This window comes from Streptococcus troglodytae (genome assembly GCF_002355215.1).
GTDB classification, from domain to species: domain Bacteria; phylum Bacillota; class Bacilli; order Lactobacillales; family Streptococcaceae; genus Streptococcus; species Streptococcus troglodytae.
Genome location: NZ_AP014612.1, coordinates 975438 through 991745, shown reverse-complemented (window position 1 = coordinate 991745; position 16308 = coordinate 975438). Strand labels below are relative to the sequence as shown.

Below are 16308 nucleotides of genomic sequence, written 5' to 3'. Positions count from 1 at the left end.
CTAATGTTTTTGTAAATCTATGATAACGCTATCAAGGTCTTCTGTCAAGGAACTATTGTATTGCTTATGTTCTTTTGAAAAAGGATCCACAAAAGACAAAAAATGGCAGTGAAGGGCTTGTCTTTTTAAACCATATCCCATTTCTCCTCCATATAAATCATCTCCTAAAAGGGGAAAACCAATATGAGCAAAATGTACGCGAATTTGATGAGTTCGGCCGGTATGAAGTTGAATATCAACCAAGGCGATATCACCGTAACGATCTAACACTTTATAACTTGTATGTGCATATTTACCAGAAGGATGAACACAGCGTGTAATGATACTATCTTCCGGTCTTGCAATAGGAGCAATGATTTCTCCTTGATCAGGCAGTTGCCCTTGTCCAGAAACAAGCGCATAATATCTTTTTTTAATGGTCTTCTTTTGCAGCTGCTTATCCAGCCTGGCATGAGCATAACCATGCTTGGCTAAAAGCATCAGACCACTAGTATCCTTATCAAGCCTTGTTACAATATGGATTTGCTTATTGGGATAATTCTTTTTGAGGTAATAATGTTTGACAAAATTGGCTATGGTATTGGTATGTAGGATGCTGGGAATACTAGCATAACCAGCAGGTTTATCCAAAATTAAAAAATGTTCATCTTCATAAACAATATTCAAATCATGCTCAATGGGCTGTAAAGTTTCGAGTGCTTCTTCATCGGGAATTGTTATAGTTACCCGATCACCTATATCAAGAAGATAAATAGCATTTGCTTCTTGTTCATTTACTAATATTTGACCGCCTTTAAATTTGATTTTAGCTAACAAAGTCTTAGAAATATCATGGCTTTTTAAGAAAGTCTTAACTTTTACTTTTCGATCAGCAATGAATTCAAACCTCATGAATCGAAATCTCCGATAAAAGCATCCTTGACACGTTCCCAAAAACTCGTATGGCTTGGTGTTGATACAAAGCTAATTTTTTTACGATCAATTTCATATTCAATTTTAGCAACGTTTCGATGCGTATAAGTTTTATTATCAATTGATAGAACATAAGACCCTAAGCGTTTAGGGACGATTTCAATTTTATCTTTTTTAGGGACAATAATAGAGCTTCCTAATGTTCTAAAGACACGATTATTAAGACTTGAAATTTCTGTTAACTGTAAAGCTTCAATGGTCGGGTGCAAAACAGCCCCTCCTAATGATTTGTTATAAGCGGTGCTTCCAGTTGGAGTTGAAACAGAAATGCCGTCTCCTCGAAAACGCTCAAAATGAACCTTATTGATAACAACATCTGCTACCATGGTTTTCTCAATTCTTCTGATAGTAGCTTCGTTAAGAGCTCTGGATGTTAACTGACGACCATCAGCTAGCGTAACAGTCACTTTTAAGATAGGATAAGATACTCTTTCGCCTTTATCAGAATGTAAATTCTCTAATAACTTATCGACTTCAAAATCACGATAATCAGTATAAAAACCTAAGTGTCCTGTATGAATACCAACAAATCTAACATGATCCAAGCACTTTTCATACATATGAAAGGCAGATAAGAGCATACCATCGCCACCAATCGTAATGACAATATCAGGATTTTTTTTGGTTAGATAAAAGTCATCATCATTTCTTAATATTGCAAAAAGTTTTGCTGTTAGACGTTTACTTTGAAATTTTCCATTTGCTATAATAGCAATTTTAATTTTATCGGTAAAGTTCATCTGTGTCATCACTATTTCCTACACCATCGTTTAGCTTTCTAGTCTCAGCATCAAATAATAATTGTGCTTCCTTGATATCATCACGAATTTGCCGCATTTCTTCATCTAATTGAAAGGCTATTTTTGAGGTTAATTCTAAGCGCTTTTTAATATCATCAGGAAATTCACCATGATACTTGTAATTGAGAGAATGCTCAATTGTTGCCCAAAAATTCATAGCCAGAGTTCGGATTTGGATTTCAGCCATAATAATTCTTTGTCCACTAATCGTATCAACAGGATATTCAATAATAACATGATAGGAACGATAACCGCTGGGCTTCAAATTATTAATGTAGTCACGTTCTTGTATCACTTTCATGTCTTTTCGCTGATGTAAGAGTTCCAAGACATCGTTGACATCATCAACAAACTGAACCATAATTCTTAAACCCGCAATATCCTGCATATCTTGAGCGAGGTTTTCCTTTTTAATGCCTCGTAAAACCATTTTTTCTTTGATACTTTCAATCGGTTTAACACGTCCTGTCACAAACTCAATTGGTGAGTGGCGTTTTTGTTTACGAAATTGCTTGCGAATTCCTCTGAACTTAATTTTTAATTCACCTACTGCCTGAATATAAGGGTCCAGAAATTCTTCCCAATTCATAACTTTTCAGCCCTCCTTTCTTGTCAAAAATAAGACTTTTGTATAGAATTAAACTAATTAGAATGTAAACAGCCCTATTTTTCAACGTAAAATTTTTTTAGCTCTGCAAATTTCGATTCCGATTTTTCTTATTTGCGAGCAAAGCGAGCTCCAAACGAGGTTTTCGCTGTGATAAAAATAGCAGAGGCATTGATGTTTCTGCTATTTGAAAGATTTGAGATCTTAGATCAGATTTTAAATGAATACAGGCTGCAGACGGCTGCAAAAGGACTTTTTCGTCAATCTAATACTTCATTATATCATAATAAATAAGCTTAACAAAGGAAAAAAGATGAACCATATTGAAATCGAATACAAAACACTTTTGACTAAAGAAGAATTTAATCGTATCAAAGACTATCTGCAGCAGGTTGAACCAATTGTACAAACTAACTATTACTTTGATACAGTTAATTTTGAGTTAAAGGCCCATAAAATGTCTCTACGCATCAGAACTTTTACTCATAGTGCAGAATTAACTTTAAAGGTTCCAAAAAAGGTTGGAAATTTAGAATATAATCATCAGTTAAGTCTGACAGAGGCTCAAGAGATTATAGAAAGCAAACAATTACCCAATATTGAAATAAGACAATTCCTCATCCGAGCAGGAATTGACTTAAGCAACTTAACAGTCTTGGGAAATCTGATAACGACACGCCGTGAAATTAATACCAAAATCGGACTTATGGCTCTTGACTATAATTGCTACGCAGGACGGCAAGATTATGAACTTGAATTAGAGGTTACTGATGCTCAAAAAGGTAAAGCTGATTTTGAAGCTTTTTTAAAGGCGAACCATATTAAATTTAAATATGCTCGAAGTAAGGTGGCACGTTTTTCTGCTACTTTAGCTGAATAAATCCAAGAACAAAGTTTTGTTTTCTTATTTTATTAAAGAGATGAAAAAAAGAGGAATTTTTGATAAAATGATTTCAGAATACAAAAGGAGCCTATTAAAACATGTCTAATGCTTATCCTGACAAACACTTAAAACTTTTTCTTTGACTTCTAATACAGCCATTGCTGAAAAAATTGCAAAAGTCGTTGGTGTACCATTAGGAAAATTGTCTTCTCGTCAATTCTCTGACGGTGAAATTATGATTAACATTGAAGAAAGTGTTCGTGGTAACGATATCTATGTCATTCAATCAACCAGTTATCCGGTAAATAATCACCTTTGGGAACTTTTGATTATGGTTGATGCTTGCAAACGTGCAAGTGCTAACAGTGTTAATGTTGTCATTCCTTATTTTGGCTATTCGCGTCAAGACCGCATCGCTGCTGCCCGTGAACCTATTACAGCAAAATTAGTTGCCGATATGCTGGTTAAAGCAGGCGTTGACCGTGTTCTAACCTTAGATTTACATGCTGTACAGGTGCAAGGTTTCTTTGATATTCCTGTTGATAATTTATTTACTACACCACTATTTGCTGATCACTATACCAATCTTGGCTTGTATGGCGAAGATATTGTAGTGGTCAGCCCTAAAAATTCTGGTATTAAACGTGCTCGCAGTCTAGCACAATACCTTGATGCGCCTATTGCTATTATTGACTATGCTCAGGATGATGATTCTTCACGTGAAGAAGGTTATATCATCGGTGAGGTAACAGGAAAAAAAGCTATTTTAATTGATGATATCCTTAATACAGGAAAAACGTTTGCAGAGTCCGCCAAAATTGTTGAACGCGGGGGCGCCACTGAAATTTATGCTGTTGCTAGTCATGGATTGTTTGCCAGCGGTGCCACTGAAATTTTGCAAGCAGCTCCTATTAAAGATATCTTGATTACAGATTCTGTTTACACGGAACAAGAATTACCTAGCAATTTACATTATTTATCTGCTAGCAAGTTAATTGGAGAGGCCATCATTCGCATTCATGAAAGACGGCCAGTGAGTCCATTGTTTGCTTATAATCGTAAAGGAGATGAAGCTTAAGTTGTGATTTATTTTGATAATGCTGCAACTACTCCTCTCACCTCAACAGTTATAAACGCTATGACAGACACAATGACTTCTGTTTTTGGCAATCCTTCTAGTATTCATACTTATGGTAGAACAGCAAGTAAGGTCTTGAGAGAGTGTCGTCAACAAATTGCTCAGATTTTTGATGTAAAATCGCGAAATATTATGTTTACTTCTGGCGGAACTGAGAGTAATAATACTGCCATTAAAGGTTATGCTCTAGCAAATCAGTTCAAAGGTAAGCACATTATCTCAACTAGCATTGAACATCATTCTGTTTTGCATACTCTTGATTACTTAGAACAACGTTTTGGTTTTGAAGTGACTTACCTTAATCCTATCAAAGGTAAAATTCTTATGCAACAAGTTAAAGACGCTTTACGATCTGATACGATTTTAGTATCTATAATGTTCGCTAATAATGAAACAGGAGATATATTGCCAATTCAAGAAATCGGCAATGTGATTAAAGAACATCAAGCCGTTTTTCACGTTGATGCTGTTCAAACAGTTGGCAAACTGCCTATTCACCCTAAAGAACTAAATATTGATTTTCTTTCTGCTTCTGCTCATAAATTTCATGGTCCAAAAGGGGTGGGGATTCTGTATGTTGCTGATAATCTTCATTTTGATAATCTGCTTCATGGTGGAGAACAAGAGGAAAAACGGCGTGCCAGTACAGAAAATCTCATCGGAATTGTTGGTCTTACCCAAGCTTTAAAGGATAATTATTTTCATCAGGAAAATGTTTTAAACTATATTGACGGACTCAAAAAGTTATTCCTAGATGAATTGGAAGGTTTAGATTACTATCTTAATTCTAATGAAGATGCTCTTCCTCATGTTATTAATATTGGTTTCCCTAATTATAATAATAATATTTTACTGACACAATTAGATCTAGCAGGATTTGCAATTTCAACTGGTTCCGCTTGTACGGCTGGTGCTGTTGAGCCCAGTCATGTCTTGATAGCAAAATATGGATTAGATTCTGTACGGCTTCAAGAATCAATACGTATCAGTTTTTCAGACTTGAATACTCCAGATGAGGTTAAGGCATTAGCAGTAAAAATTAAAGAAATTATAGGAAAATAAAATGGCTTTTGAAAAACAATACAATTACCTGATTGTAAGTACAGTTATACAATCAGCTCTAAAGTAAAAAATTTACCCTACAAGACACGACTTTTATGCAAAACAAACTAGGAAATTACGAATTAAATCGCCTATTAGAAAAGGTTCCTAATAGTGGGGATGGTTTCCCATTAAAAATCACCATTAATAAAGACTTAACGGCCTTTAAACTGACCATTACAGATAAATCTGGACTTAGAGTTGTCAATATTTTTAAATCAGAAGAGAATCACATTATTCAGGATAAATTTTATTTTTTAATGGACAGTTTAGTTGAACGTGATATTTTTGAAAAGAAAGTTAGATAAAAGCTAAAGTAAAGTCTAACAATGTTTAAAATATACTGAAGCCGTTAGTTTAATACAATGATTAGAGAGAAATTTTTAACACTCTTATATTAATAGCTTGAAACAAAAGAGGATTTTTGCTCCATCAAAATTAATAGTATCCCCCTTATAATAAAATCATAACCACCCGTCTAACGGGTGGTTTGGACGAGGGCTATAAGCCCACATCACCAGCCAGCGCCTAAAGACGCTGGCTTTCACTTTGTTCAAGCCTAACTGCTTTTGACTCGTCACTTACCTCTCAAAGGGGCTATGGTATTACTTGCCATTATCCCTAAAGGGATCTTCATATTCTTTCACACTCAATTTATCAAGTGCGATATCATGTTAACTCGCTCTTCAATATTCTTAGCTCGTGAAGAAATTATCCACTGGATGATTTCTTTGTTCTTGTATCTATTTCTTTATTGTGGCTTCGTTAAGTCCAACAGTACTCACATAATAGCCCTCTGCCCAAAAATGGCGGTTCCCAAATTTGTATTTGAGATTGGCGTGTTTATCGAACACCATAAGAGAACTTTTGCCTTTCAAATAGCCCATGAAACTAGATACGCTAATTCGTGGGGGAATACTGACCAACATATGAACATGGTCTGGCATCAGGTGCCCCTCAATGATTTCAACATCTTTGTAACTGCATAATCGTTGGAATATCTCGCCTAGATTGCTTCGATAGTGATTATAGATAATTTTTCGTCTATACTTAGGTGTGAACACAAGGTGATAGAACACATCCACTTTGTGTGATAAACTATGTGCCTTTTGTGCCATACTTTTCTTCTTTCGCTTGCAAATAGGCTTGAACACCTTTATTGTATCGCGTTGGGAGTTTTTTGTATAACATTCAATGCGCACCCGCATAGCGGGTGGTTTATTTGTCTCGCACCTACGGAGCGAGACAGACTAAAGTCACTAAAATCAAAATTTGACCACCCGTCAAACAGGAGGTCAAATTTGTTATAAAAAATAAAGGCTATATAAGAATGCCTATCACAAGACCCTCAAAAGATGTTGCATTTTTCACAAACTTTTTTTACAATAGTATATAGAAAAAGGAGGAAGTACAGTGACTTTCGATAAAACTATCCCTAAAGCGACAGCCAAGCGTTTATCGCTCTATTACCGTATTTTTAAACGCTTCCATTCAGAAAATATAGAAAAGGCAAGTTCTAAGCAAATAGCGGAAGCCATCGGTATTGATTCAGCGACAGTTCGACGTGATTTTTCTTATTTTGGTGAGTTAGGACGTCGTGGTTTTGGTTATGATGTTAAAAAACTCATGAACTTTTTTGCTGATATTCTCAATGATACGTCAACTACTAATGTCCTTCTTGTGGGAGTTGGTAATATTGGTCGTGCTCTCCTAAATTACCGTTTTCACGAACGTAATAAAATGAAAATCGCTATGGCATTTGATACAGATGATAACGAACAGGTCGGTCAAACGACAAGTGACGGTATTCCTATTTACGGTATCTCCAGTATAAAAGAAAAATTGATTGGTACAGATGTTCAAACAGCTATTTTAACAGTTCCTAGCAGTAAAGCTCAAGAAGTCGCTAATATACTGATTGATGCTGGGATCAAAGGAATCTTGTGTTTTTCACCTGTTCATCTTTCCCTGCCAAAGGGAGTCGTTGCTCAATATGTTGATTTAACTAGCGAATTACAAACTCTATTATATTTTATGAATCAAGAACATTCTAAAAAAGATAAATAAGGAGATTCTATGAATAAACCTATTATTGGTATTTCGGGTAATGAGAGGCCGCATGCTAAATTTCCCGATATTACGTGGTCTTATACACCGTCTGGTTATGTCAAAGGGGTTCAAGAAGCTGGCGGTCTGCCGCTAGTTATCCCTCTCAGTGATCCCAGTTTTGCCGAATATTATGTTTCAATGATTGATAAACTTATCTTAACCGGCGGCCAAAATGTTGACCCTGTTTTTTATGGTGAAGAAAAAGATACTAGTGATAATGATTTTTATTTGGCACGTGATTTATTTGAGTTTGCTCTCGTTGAAGAAACGATTAAGCAAGAAAAACCTATTTTTTCTGTTTGCCGCGGAACTCAGTTAATGAATATTGCATTGGGTGGCTCACTTAATCAAGATATTGAACACCATTGGCAAGATGCTCCAACTGACTATCTCAGCCAAAATATGCTAATTAAGCCTGATACCGCTCTAGAAAAAATTTACGGCAGCTCTACTTCAATTAATTCCTTCCATCATCAAAGTATTAAACGTCTTGCAGATGATTTGGAAATTATTGCTTATGATCCTACTGATGATACTATTGAAGCAGTGATATCTCGTAATTCTGATATTACTTTTCTAGGTGTTCAATGGCACCCTGAACTGCTGCTTGAATCACGAAAAGAAGATCAAGAACTTTTCAATTATGTTGTTAGAGAACTTTAAACAAGATCTGTTTCCTCACGAAAACTGTAATATTCTTTTTTCCCGACAATAATATGATCTAAAAAGACGATTCCTAAATCATCGCAGGATCGTTTTATTTTTCTGTAAATCGCAAATCATTCTCGCTTGGATAAGTTGAGCCTGAAGGATGATTATGGACAATAATAAGTGATGTTGCCATACTTTTACAAGCATAATGAAGGATTTCCCGGGGTTCAGCAACAGATCGTCTGACGCTGCCAATAAAAATGACTTGCTTTTTTATCACACGATTTTGAGTGTCAAGATATATAGCAATAAGGTGTTCCTGCCTCTTATCACCTAATTCACTCATCATTATTTTTGCCAAACGTTCACTGCTTAAAATACGTTCTTTAAAATTGTATTCAGCTTGATTGATTCTTTTGGATAATTCCAGCATAGCTTTAATTTCTACCGATCGTACTTGACCGATTCCTTCAATTTCCTGAAGTTCTTCTAAGGATAAACTGCGAAAATCGGCTAAGCTATCTAGACCATTTAAAATTTTTGTTGAGAGATTGAGAACATGTTCCTTTTTAGTACCAGTTCGCAATAATATAGCCAACAATTCTTGATTGCTCAAACTTTCAGAACCATAAGTCATGAGACGTTCTCTAGGCAATAGCGCTTCTTTTGCAGAATGAATTGAATACATAAGATACCTCCACTATATTATTCGTGTTCAATTCATTCATTTCTTTTACAAAAATAAAAAGATTTAGATTTCTCAGGCAAGAGAAGTCTAAATCTTTTTTAGATTAAACAGATAGCATAAATGATTAAAACACAAATAATACTAAATAGAGAACCGATAAGATAGTATTCTGAAAAAGCTTGATTCTTAGCGATTTTATCATAACGAGCAATAGATTTCGCTGTAAACACTAAACCAATGGAAGCGAATTGTCCAAATAAGAGAAAAATTCCCATAATCAGCCGCTCTAATAAGCCAATCGTCGCACCAGCCCCTGTAATGGTTTCATCTTCAATATTATCTTTAACTTGATATTTACTAAAGAAAAGCTTAAAAATAATATTTACTGGTTTAGTGATGAGAATAAGAAACAGCATTAACTTTAAAAAATACTGAAAATCACTAAGCCAGTGTATGTTTATTTTTGTATAAAATTGATAAAAGACAACCATCATAATGATATGCAGACTTTGATCAATGAGAAAAACAGCTTTGGCAAATGCCCTATCCTTGTAGAATGAGTTTAACAGTAATTTACCACTATCAATAAGAACATGACTGAGAAAAATCAAAGATAATACCAAAAAAGAATGAGGAATCACAACACTAAGTAATATTAAAGGTAAAGCAACAATGATAAGATGTCTGATAAGATAAGTCCAGTCGGAAGATTTTAAATCAGCCATTTTCTGACTTTGCCACTGAAAATCAGCCAAAAAATGAGCTATTAAAAGGAGCGTTAAGACAGGATTGCTTGACAAAAACTGTGATATAACATTTAGTTTAGTCATCTCTTCTCCTTCCTAATGGCATTTAACAATAAGGTCGTAGCCACCCTTTTATTTCTGAGGTATATTTTTAATCCGCTGGACTTTAGGCGTTTATTGAAACTGCTGGGACTTAAGTCAAGTTTTTCCGCCATTTTTTTGTGAGAGAATTTTTCCTCATAAATCCCTGCTTGTAATAAGCTGTCAATCACTTCGTATTGAGTAACTGTCCACTTTGATTTTATAAATTCACAGGCAGCTAAAATAGCATTGATTTGTTGGCTCGTTTCTGTGTCTTCTAAATCAACTGCTAAATGGTTACTGCCATAATCATTTTTATCATGAATATAATCAATAGCGGCTCTGGCACGCCAGTAAGCAGGTCCATCTGAACCGATACTCTGTTCGGGGTTAATTTCAGTTAAAATACTGCCGCTTCCCACTCCAAAACGAATTTGGTAAGGTTTGAAACCAAGTGCAATCTCATCAATAATTTGAAAAAGTTGAGGATTAGGAAGCAATAAAGCTTGAAATTCATCACCAGTTGTAATGGTAAAAGCTGATTTTAATAGTTCTTTGTATTTTTTATTAATTTGATTTAAGAGATTTTGCAATTGTTTTTGACTTTTAGGGCGATTGATTATTGTTTTTGAAGAAATGAGATCGCCAATAATAGCGATGTAAATCATAAAACGCCTCCTTTAGTTTCCATTATAACAGAAATTTTTAAAAATTTCTGTTATAATGGAAACTTTTTTTATTTGTCATAAAATATCTCTTTAACTATTAATAATAGATAAATAAACCTTGTCTAATCTTAAAAGCAATCCTATGTTTTTCAATCAAATGATACAAAACAGCATAGATTATAGTTACGATAATGACAATGATAGATGTGACAAATGCCACTCTTGCTACTGCAGTATAATAATAAGTAACCCTAATTCATGGATACCATTAGGTAAATGAATAGCGGTTGAACCTGATTTGCTTAAAGCAGAAGATACCAACCGATTATCTACTGTTACCACTTGTCTTTTATATCTGTAAAAAGGATAAAAATAATTCACTCCCTGCCCAACTTTATAAAAAGTCCTAAAATTAACAGGACTTTTCCATATGCTAGATAAACCCAACATTCTATCAATATGAAAATGCAGGTCATCGCCATTTAAAACTCCATTACTAATAGTCAATAAAGGTAAAATATAAATAAGGCTAACTAATAAAGCAATGATTATAATTTGTATTTTACTAGGAAGATCGTTATATAGATATTTTATACTATTGTAGATTCTATTGAAATGATTCATAATGATATAAAGTGATTTGTTATTTTCTGCGTTTTTTGGCTTTTTTCATTTTTTTAGCCATTTTCTTCATAGATTGTTTCATAGCAAATTCGCCAACTTTTCCTTTGAGTCCCCCACCAAACATTTGACTCATATCCATATTAGCACCGCTCAAAGCTGACATATCTGGCATACTGCCTTGTCCCATCATTCCTTCAAGAGCTGATGAGTCCATGTTTTTAGGCATATTATTAGGATTAATCCCCATTTGTTTCATGACCTTATTCATATCACCAGACATGACACCTTGCATCATCTTCTTAGCCTGATTAAAATCTTTGATGAATTTATTGACATTAACAAAAGTATTACCAGAACCAGAAGCAATACGACGTCTGCGGCTCGGAGTTAAGAGGTCAGGATTCTCACGTTCTTCAGGTGTCATTGATGATACGATGGCACGCTTTCTAGCAATTTCACTTTCATCAACTTTGACATTGGCAAGAGCTGGATTATTAGCCATACCAGGAATCATTTTAAGAATATCTTCCATTGGTCCCATGTTTTGAACTTGATCTAATTGTTCGATGAAATCATTGAAATCAAAGGAATTTTCACGCATTTTTTCAGCTAATTCAGCTGATTTTTGTTCATCATAATCCTGACTAGCCTTCTCAATTAAGGTAAGCAAGTCTCCCATTCCCAAAATCCGAGAGGACATGCGATCTGGATGGAAGGTTTCAATATCGGTAATCTTTTCGCCAGTACCAGTGAATTTAATTGGTTTTCCAGTGATTTGACGAACGGAAAGCGCAGCACCGCCGCGAGTATCCCCATCAATTTTTGTAAGAATAACCCCAGTGACTTCTAATTGTTGGTTGAATTCGCGTGCAACATTTGCGGCTTCTTGACCGATCATACTATCAACAACCAAGAGAATTTCATTAGGATTGGCTAAAGCTTTGATATCACGCAGCTCAGTCATTAATTTCTCATCAATTTGTAAACGACCGGCTGTATCAATTAAAACATAGTCGTTACGATTTTCTTTGGCTTGAGCCAGACCTTGACTTACAATCTCAACGGCTGAATGCTCTGTTCCCATATCAAAAACTGGCACATTAATTTGTTGTCCCAAAGTTTTTAACTGGTCAATGGCAGCTGGCCGATAAATATCAGCAGCGATCATCAGAGGACGCGCATTTTCTTCTTTAACTAGCTTATTAGCAAGTTTGCCAGCGAAAGTGGTTTTACCGGCCCCTTGAAGACCGACCATCATGATAATGGTCGGAATTTTAGACGATTTTTCAATTTCAGCCGTTTCAGAGCCAAGGACCGCTGTCAGCTCTTCGTCAACGATTTTAATGATTTGTTGAGAAGGATCTAAGGTATCAATAACCTCATGTCCAATAGCGCGTTCACGAACACGCTTAATAAATTCTTTAACGACAGGTAAGGCGACATCAGCTTCTAATAAAGCGAGGCGGATTTCTTTGGTGACTTCCTGTACATCTTTTTCAGAGAGTTTGCGTTTGCCGCGTAAATTTTTAAAGACACCTTGTAAACGTTCGGTTAAACTTTCAAAAGCCATAATATTTCTTCTCCTATTAAATCTTAATAAAGGGTTTGCTAACTAAAGACGGGTGATAAATCAGTATGTTCTAACTCCTTCTTACGACGTCAAGAAAACATGTCACTCTTTTAGTCTCTATTATCAATAGTCGTCAATATGGAAATCTTGTCCTGCAGATAAGGATCATTAGGATATTTTTTCACTATAGCATCAAAAATTTCACTGCGGACGACGTAATCAGAATACATATGAAGTTTCATTTCATAGTCTTCTAAAATTTTTTCAGTTCGCTTGATATTATCATAAACAGCTTGGCGACTAACGTCAAATTCTTCAGCAATTTCAGCTAAGCTATAATCATCTGCATAATATAGCTCAATATAATTCATTTGCTTATCTGTCAAAAGCGCCGCATAAAATTCAAAAAGCGCATTCATTCGATTGGTTTTTCGATCTCCATAAGCTCTATTTTACCATATTTAAGCCTTAAAATCACCTTGTAAGGAAAGAAAATAAAAGCACAAAAGCTTTTGATTAAATAAGAGGCAGAACTTGTGTTCTAACCTCTTTATTCTTATTTATTACTTGTCCAAGATGCAACCTTCTTAGGATGTTCTTTAATCCATTTTTTAGCTGCTTTTTCTGGAGACATACCATTATTGATGTCAAGCATAACTGCTTCCATGTCTTTTTGCGTCCAATTGAACTTGTCAATAATTTTATTTGCATTTGGTATATCTTTCTTCAGACCTTTTCGTGTAATAGAATGGATACTTTCAACGCTACCAAAGTCTTTTTTCGGATCTTTTAGATATTTCAGTTTATATTTAGCAAACATCCAGTGTGGAGACCAAGCAGTTACAACAATATCTTTTTTATTCTTATATGCTTGATCTAAAGCTGTTGTCATTGCACCTGTCGAAGCAGAAACCAATTTCCAATCTGATAAATTGCTGTAGGATTTCAATGCTTTGTTAGCAGCTTTCATGATACCTGCACCAGGTTCGATACCAGTAATCTTTTTATCAGCTTGATCAGTCAAATCTTCGATACGATTAACGTTTTTCATATAAGTTGGTACAGCTAGACCTAATTTAACCCCCTTAAGATTAGGTCCTAAATCAACGATATTATTCTTATATTTTTTATACTGATCACCATGAGTGTTTGGTAGCCAAGCACTGACCATTGCATCAGTTTCACCTTTAGACACTGACTGCCACATAACGGCATTATCAAGGGGAGTCATTTCTACTTTGTATCCTTGATCTTTCAAGACCTGAGCTAAAACATTTGTGGAAGCAACCTCAGAATCCCATTCCACATATGACAATTTAATTGTCTGACCACCACCTGCTGATTGCCCTTGAACAAAGAGTCGGGCAATTCCCGCAAAGACAAACAGAACAAGTGCAGCCAAAGCAATAATCGTATTTGTTTTGTTCTTTTTTTGATTAGCATCTTTTGTTCTTTGATTGGCGGTCTGACTAAAACGATCAATAACAATCGCTAAAATCACCAAGGCAAGTCCATTAACAAAACCTGAACCAATATCAGCGTGTTGCAAAGCAGATAAAACACCACGACCTAGCCCCGGAGCTCCGATCATAGATCCTGTCACTACCATTGAGAGCGCCAGCATAATCGTTTGATTGATACCAGCCATAATTGTATTTTTAGCAAGAGGCAGTTCAACTTTAAATAATTTTTGGCGCGAAGTACTACCAAAAGCATCAGCCGCTTCAATCAATTCCGTTGGAATTTCACGAATGGCAAGATTAGTAAAACGAACAGTAGGCGGCAAAGCAAAAATAACAGATGCAAAAACACCGGGTACAATACCAATACCAAAGAAGGCGACGGCAGGAATTAAATAAACAAAAGCCGGCATGGTTTGCATAAAATCCAAAATAGGATTGATAATTTGCTTGACAGTATTGTTTTTTGCCATCCAAATCCCTAAGGGAATACCAATCACAATAGAAATAAAACTAGATACCAATACTAAGGTGAAGGTATTGACTAAATCATCCCAAAGACCTTGATTATAGATAAAAAGTAAGCCCAACAAGGTGAAAGTTGGTAAGGTCCATTTTTTTCTAGCTAAGAAAAAGGCGACAAGCGTCACTAGAATAATTAACAGCAAAGGATTAACAAATAAGAGTGTATTTGTAATCCCATCCATAATAAAGTTTCCGACTGACTGAATAAGATTAAACAAACCAGAAAAGGTATGTGTCAACCAGTTGGTCAAATCCTCAATCCAATCAGCAACAGGTAGTTTTCCTTGTAATATTAAATTCAAAACTATTCTTCCTCTCCTTCTGCTTCTGTATCATCCTTTGTATTAGCGAGAGCTTCAATAACTCGACCTTTAATGATAACACCCAATAGACGATTATTATCATCTGTCACTGCGATCGGTGCAGCAGAATCATAGATTAAGGGCATAATATCTGTAATAACTGTATCTTTAGAAACAGTTCGAACGTTAGGATCAACAGCATCCTTTAAAGAAAGCCCCTTACGTCTAGCCTCAATAGCAGCTTCGGCTGAAAGTGACCCCATCAATTGACGACGACGATTAGTTGCCATTAACATACTGACTTCCTCATTGTGCATTCTTGTGAGAGCAACTTGGGGGCCATCTGTTTCAACAGCTGTTGTTAAAGGCTTAATCATAATATTCTGAGCCGTTAGAACTTTAGAACGATCAACATCTTCAACGAATTCGCGAACGAAATCATTGGCCGGTTCCGTTAGAATCTCTTCTCCGGTACCTATTTGCATGATATGTCCATCTTTCATAAGAGCGATACGATCACCAATTCTAAGCGCTTCGTTTAAATCATGGGTGATGAAAATGATCGTTTTTTGCACTTTTTCTTGTAAGTCTAACAACTCATCTTGCATTTCCTTACGAATCAAAGGGTCAAGTGCGGAAAAAGCTTCATCCATCAATAGAATTTCTGGATCATTAGCAAGAGCGCGCGCCAAGCCAACACGTTGCTGCATTCCTCCGGACAGCTGACTAGGATACTGATCTTTAAAAGCTAAAAGATTAGAATTATCAAGAGCACGTTCAGCTAATTCAACACATTCTTCTTTAGGAACGCCCCTTAATTCTAAACCGAATTCTGTATTTTCCAAGATTGTTTTATGGGGAAAAAGTCCAAAATTTTGAAAAACCATGTTAAGAGTGTGACGTCTCACTTCACGAAGTTCTTCTGTATTCATTTTAGCGATGTCTTTACCATTAATATAAACATCTCCTGAAGAAGGTTCAATCAAGCGATTCAAAAGGCGCACCAGAGTTGATTTCCCAGATCCAGAGAGCCCCATAATAACAAAGACTTCTCCTTCTTTGACATCAAAACTAACATCATAGACTCCAACGGTTGCCCCTGTTTTTTCAAGTATTTCTGTTTTACTTTTTTGTTCTTTAATCATCTCAAGCGCTGCTTTTTGTTTTTTACCAAAAATTTTGGTGAGATGCTTTATTTCAAGTTTATTCAACTTTATTCCTCTTTTCTAATCATAATCAAAAACCAACTGACCATATCATTATATAATAGTGTGGTCAGTTTGTCAAAAAAGAAAGAGAACAAAAGAAAACCTTAAAAAGCAAAAATCAAGGGTTTCTTTTACTCTCAGACAGTTCCATTTAAATACATTATTATCTAAAAAG

General features: G+C 35.4%; 13 protein-coding genes and 5 pseudogenes. 6 read left to right on the top strand and 12 right to left on the bottom strand.

Features of this window, described 5'->3' with window-relative positions; genetic code table 11:
- From SRT_RS05045 to yjbM, 3 genes are read right to left on the bottom strand one after another with little or no spacing between them, the layout of a single operon-like run.
- Nucleotides 1-891: an RluA family pseudouridine synthase gene (locus SRT_RS05045; protein WP_128833277.1), complete on the bottom strand. Its 891-nt coding sequence runs from the start codon at nucleotides 889-891 to the stop codon at nucleotides 1-3.
- The gene (locus SRT_RS05040; RefSeq protein ID WP_128833276.1) at nucleotides 888-1721 is read right to left on the bottom strand and encodes an NAD kinase; all 834 of its coding nucleotides are present in this window, start codon (nucleotides 1719-1721) and stop codon (nucleotides 888-890) included. The genes SRT_RS05045 and SRT_RS05040 overlap by 4 nt, the downstream gene beginning before the upstream one ends.
- The gene (gene yjbM, locus SRT_RS05035) at nucleotides 1696-2361 is read right to left on the bottom strand and encodes a GTP diphosphokinase (RefSeq protein WP_128833275.1); all 666 of its coding nucleotides are present in this window, start codon (nucleotides 2359-2361) and stop codon (nucleotides 1696-1698) included. Before yjbM ends, SRT_RS05040 begins: the two co-directional genes overlap by 26 nt.
- A 331-nt stretch (nucleotides 2362-2692) precedes the next feature.
- Here yjbM and SRT_RS05025 point away from each other — a divergent pair, with 331 nt between their 5' ends.
- From SRT_RS05025 to SRT_RS05010, 4 genes and pseudogenes are all read left to right on the top strand, one after another.
- Nucleotides 2693-3259 carry a CYTH domain-containing protein gene (locus tag SRT_RS05025; RefSeq protein WP_128833274.1) on the top strand — a complete coding sequence of 189 codons (567 nt, stop codon included), beginning with the start codon at nucleotides 2693-2695 and terminating at the stop codon, nucleotides 3257-3259.
- A 101-nt stretch (nucleotides 3260-3360) separates the two neighbouring features.
- Nucleotides 3361-4340 (top strand): annotated as a pseudogene (locus SRT_RS05020) (ribose-phosphate diphosphokinase).
- A gap of 3 nt (nucleotides 4341-4343) precedes the next feature.
- The gene (locus tag SRT_RS05015) at nucleotides 4344-5462 is read left to right on the top strand and encodes a cysteine desulfurase family protein (RefSeq protein ID WP_128833272.1); all 1119 of its coding nucleotides are present in this window, start codon (nucleotides 4344-4346) and stop codon (nucleotides 5460-5462) included.
- An 18-nt stretch (nucleotides 5463-5480) separates the two neighbouring features.
- A pseudogene (locus tag SRT_RS05010) lies at nucleotides 5481-5809 on the top strand (DUF1831 domain-containing protein).
- Nucleotides 5810-6106: 297 nt separating this feature from the next.
- On the opposite strand, the pseudogene tnpA reads toward SRT_RS05010, so the two are convergent.
- A pseudogene (gene tnpA / locus SRT_RS05000) lies at nucleotides 6107-6619 on the bottom strand (IS200/IS605 family transposase).
- A 295-nt stretch (nucleotides 6620-6914) separates the two neighbouring features.
- Between tnpA and SRT_RS04995 the strand changes: the two are divergent.
- Nucleotides 6915-7568, top strand: a complete 654-nt coding sequence (locus tag SRT_RS04995; RefSeq protein WP_128833271.1) for a redox-sensing transcriptional repressor Rex — start codon at nucleotides 6915-6917, stop codon at nucleotides 7566-7568.
- Between the two features lie 9 nt (nucleotides 7569-7577).
- The gene (locus tag SRT_RS04990; protein ID WP_128833270.1) at nucleotides 7578-8273 is read left to right on the top strand and encodes a gamma-glutamyl-gamma-aminobutyrate hydrolase family protein; all 696 of its coding nucleotides are present in this window, start codon (nucleotides 7578-7580) and stop codon (nucleotides 8271-8273) included.
- On the opposite strand, the pseudogene radC reads toward SRT_RS04990, so the two are convergent.
- From radC to SRT_RS04945, 8 genes and pseudogenes are all read right to left on the bottom strand, one after another.
- A pseudogene (radC, locus tag SRT_RS04985) lies at nucleotides 8270-8949 on the bottom strand (RadC family protein). The gene SRT_RS04990 and the pseudogene radC overlap by 4 nt on opposite strands.
- A 98-nt stretch (nucleotides 8950-9047) precedes the next feature.
- On the bottom strand, nucleotides 9048-9779 hold the full coding sequence (locus SRT_RS04975) for a DUF3307 domain-containing protein (protein ID WP_128833269.1): 732 nt from the start codon (nucleotides 9777-9779) through the stop codon (nucleotides 9048-9050).
- On the bottom strand, nucleotides 9776-10444 hold the full coding sequence (locus SRT_RS04970; protein ID WP_128833268.1) for a SatD family protein: 669 nt from the start codon (nucleotides 10442-10444) through the stop codon (nucleotides 9776-9778). The genes SRT_RS04975 and SRT_RS04970 overlap by 4 nt, the downstream gene beginning before the upstream one ends.
- Before the next feature lie 97 nt (nucleotides 10445-10541).
- Nucleotides 10542-10765 (bottom strand): annotated as a pseudogene (locus SRT_RS11240) (hypothetical protein).
- A gap of 322 nt (nucleotides 10766-11087) precedes the next feature.
- Nucleotides 11088-12638, bottom strand: coding sequence for a signal recognition particle protein (gene ffh, locus SRT_RS04960; protein WP_128833267.1), 1551 nt, complete (start codon nucleotides 12636-12638; stop codon nucleotides 11088-11090).
- A 110-nt stretch (nucleotides 12639-12748) separates the two neighbouring features.
- A complete protein-coding gene (locus SRT_RS04955) occupies nucleotides 12749-13057 on the bottom strand; it encodes a putative DNA-binding protein (RefSeq protein WP_128833266.1) in 309 nt (102 codons plus the stop codon).
- Between the two features lie 137 nt (nucleotides 13058-13194).
- Nucleotides 13195-14925, bottom strand: a complete 1731-nt coding sequence (locus SRT_RS04950; RefSeq protein ID WP_128833265.1) for an ABC transporter permease/substrate binding protein — start codon at nucleotides 14923-14925, stop codon at nucleotides 13195-13197.
- Nucleotides 14926-14927: 2 nt separating this feature from the next.
- Nucleotides 14928-16136, bottom strand: coding sequence for a quaternary amine ABC transporter ATP-binding protein (locus tag SRT_RS04945; RefSeq protein WP_128833264.1), 1209 nt, complete (start codon nucleotides 16134-16136; stop codon nucleotides 14928-14930).
- Between the last annotated feature and the right edge of the window lie 172 nt (nucleotides 16137-16308).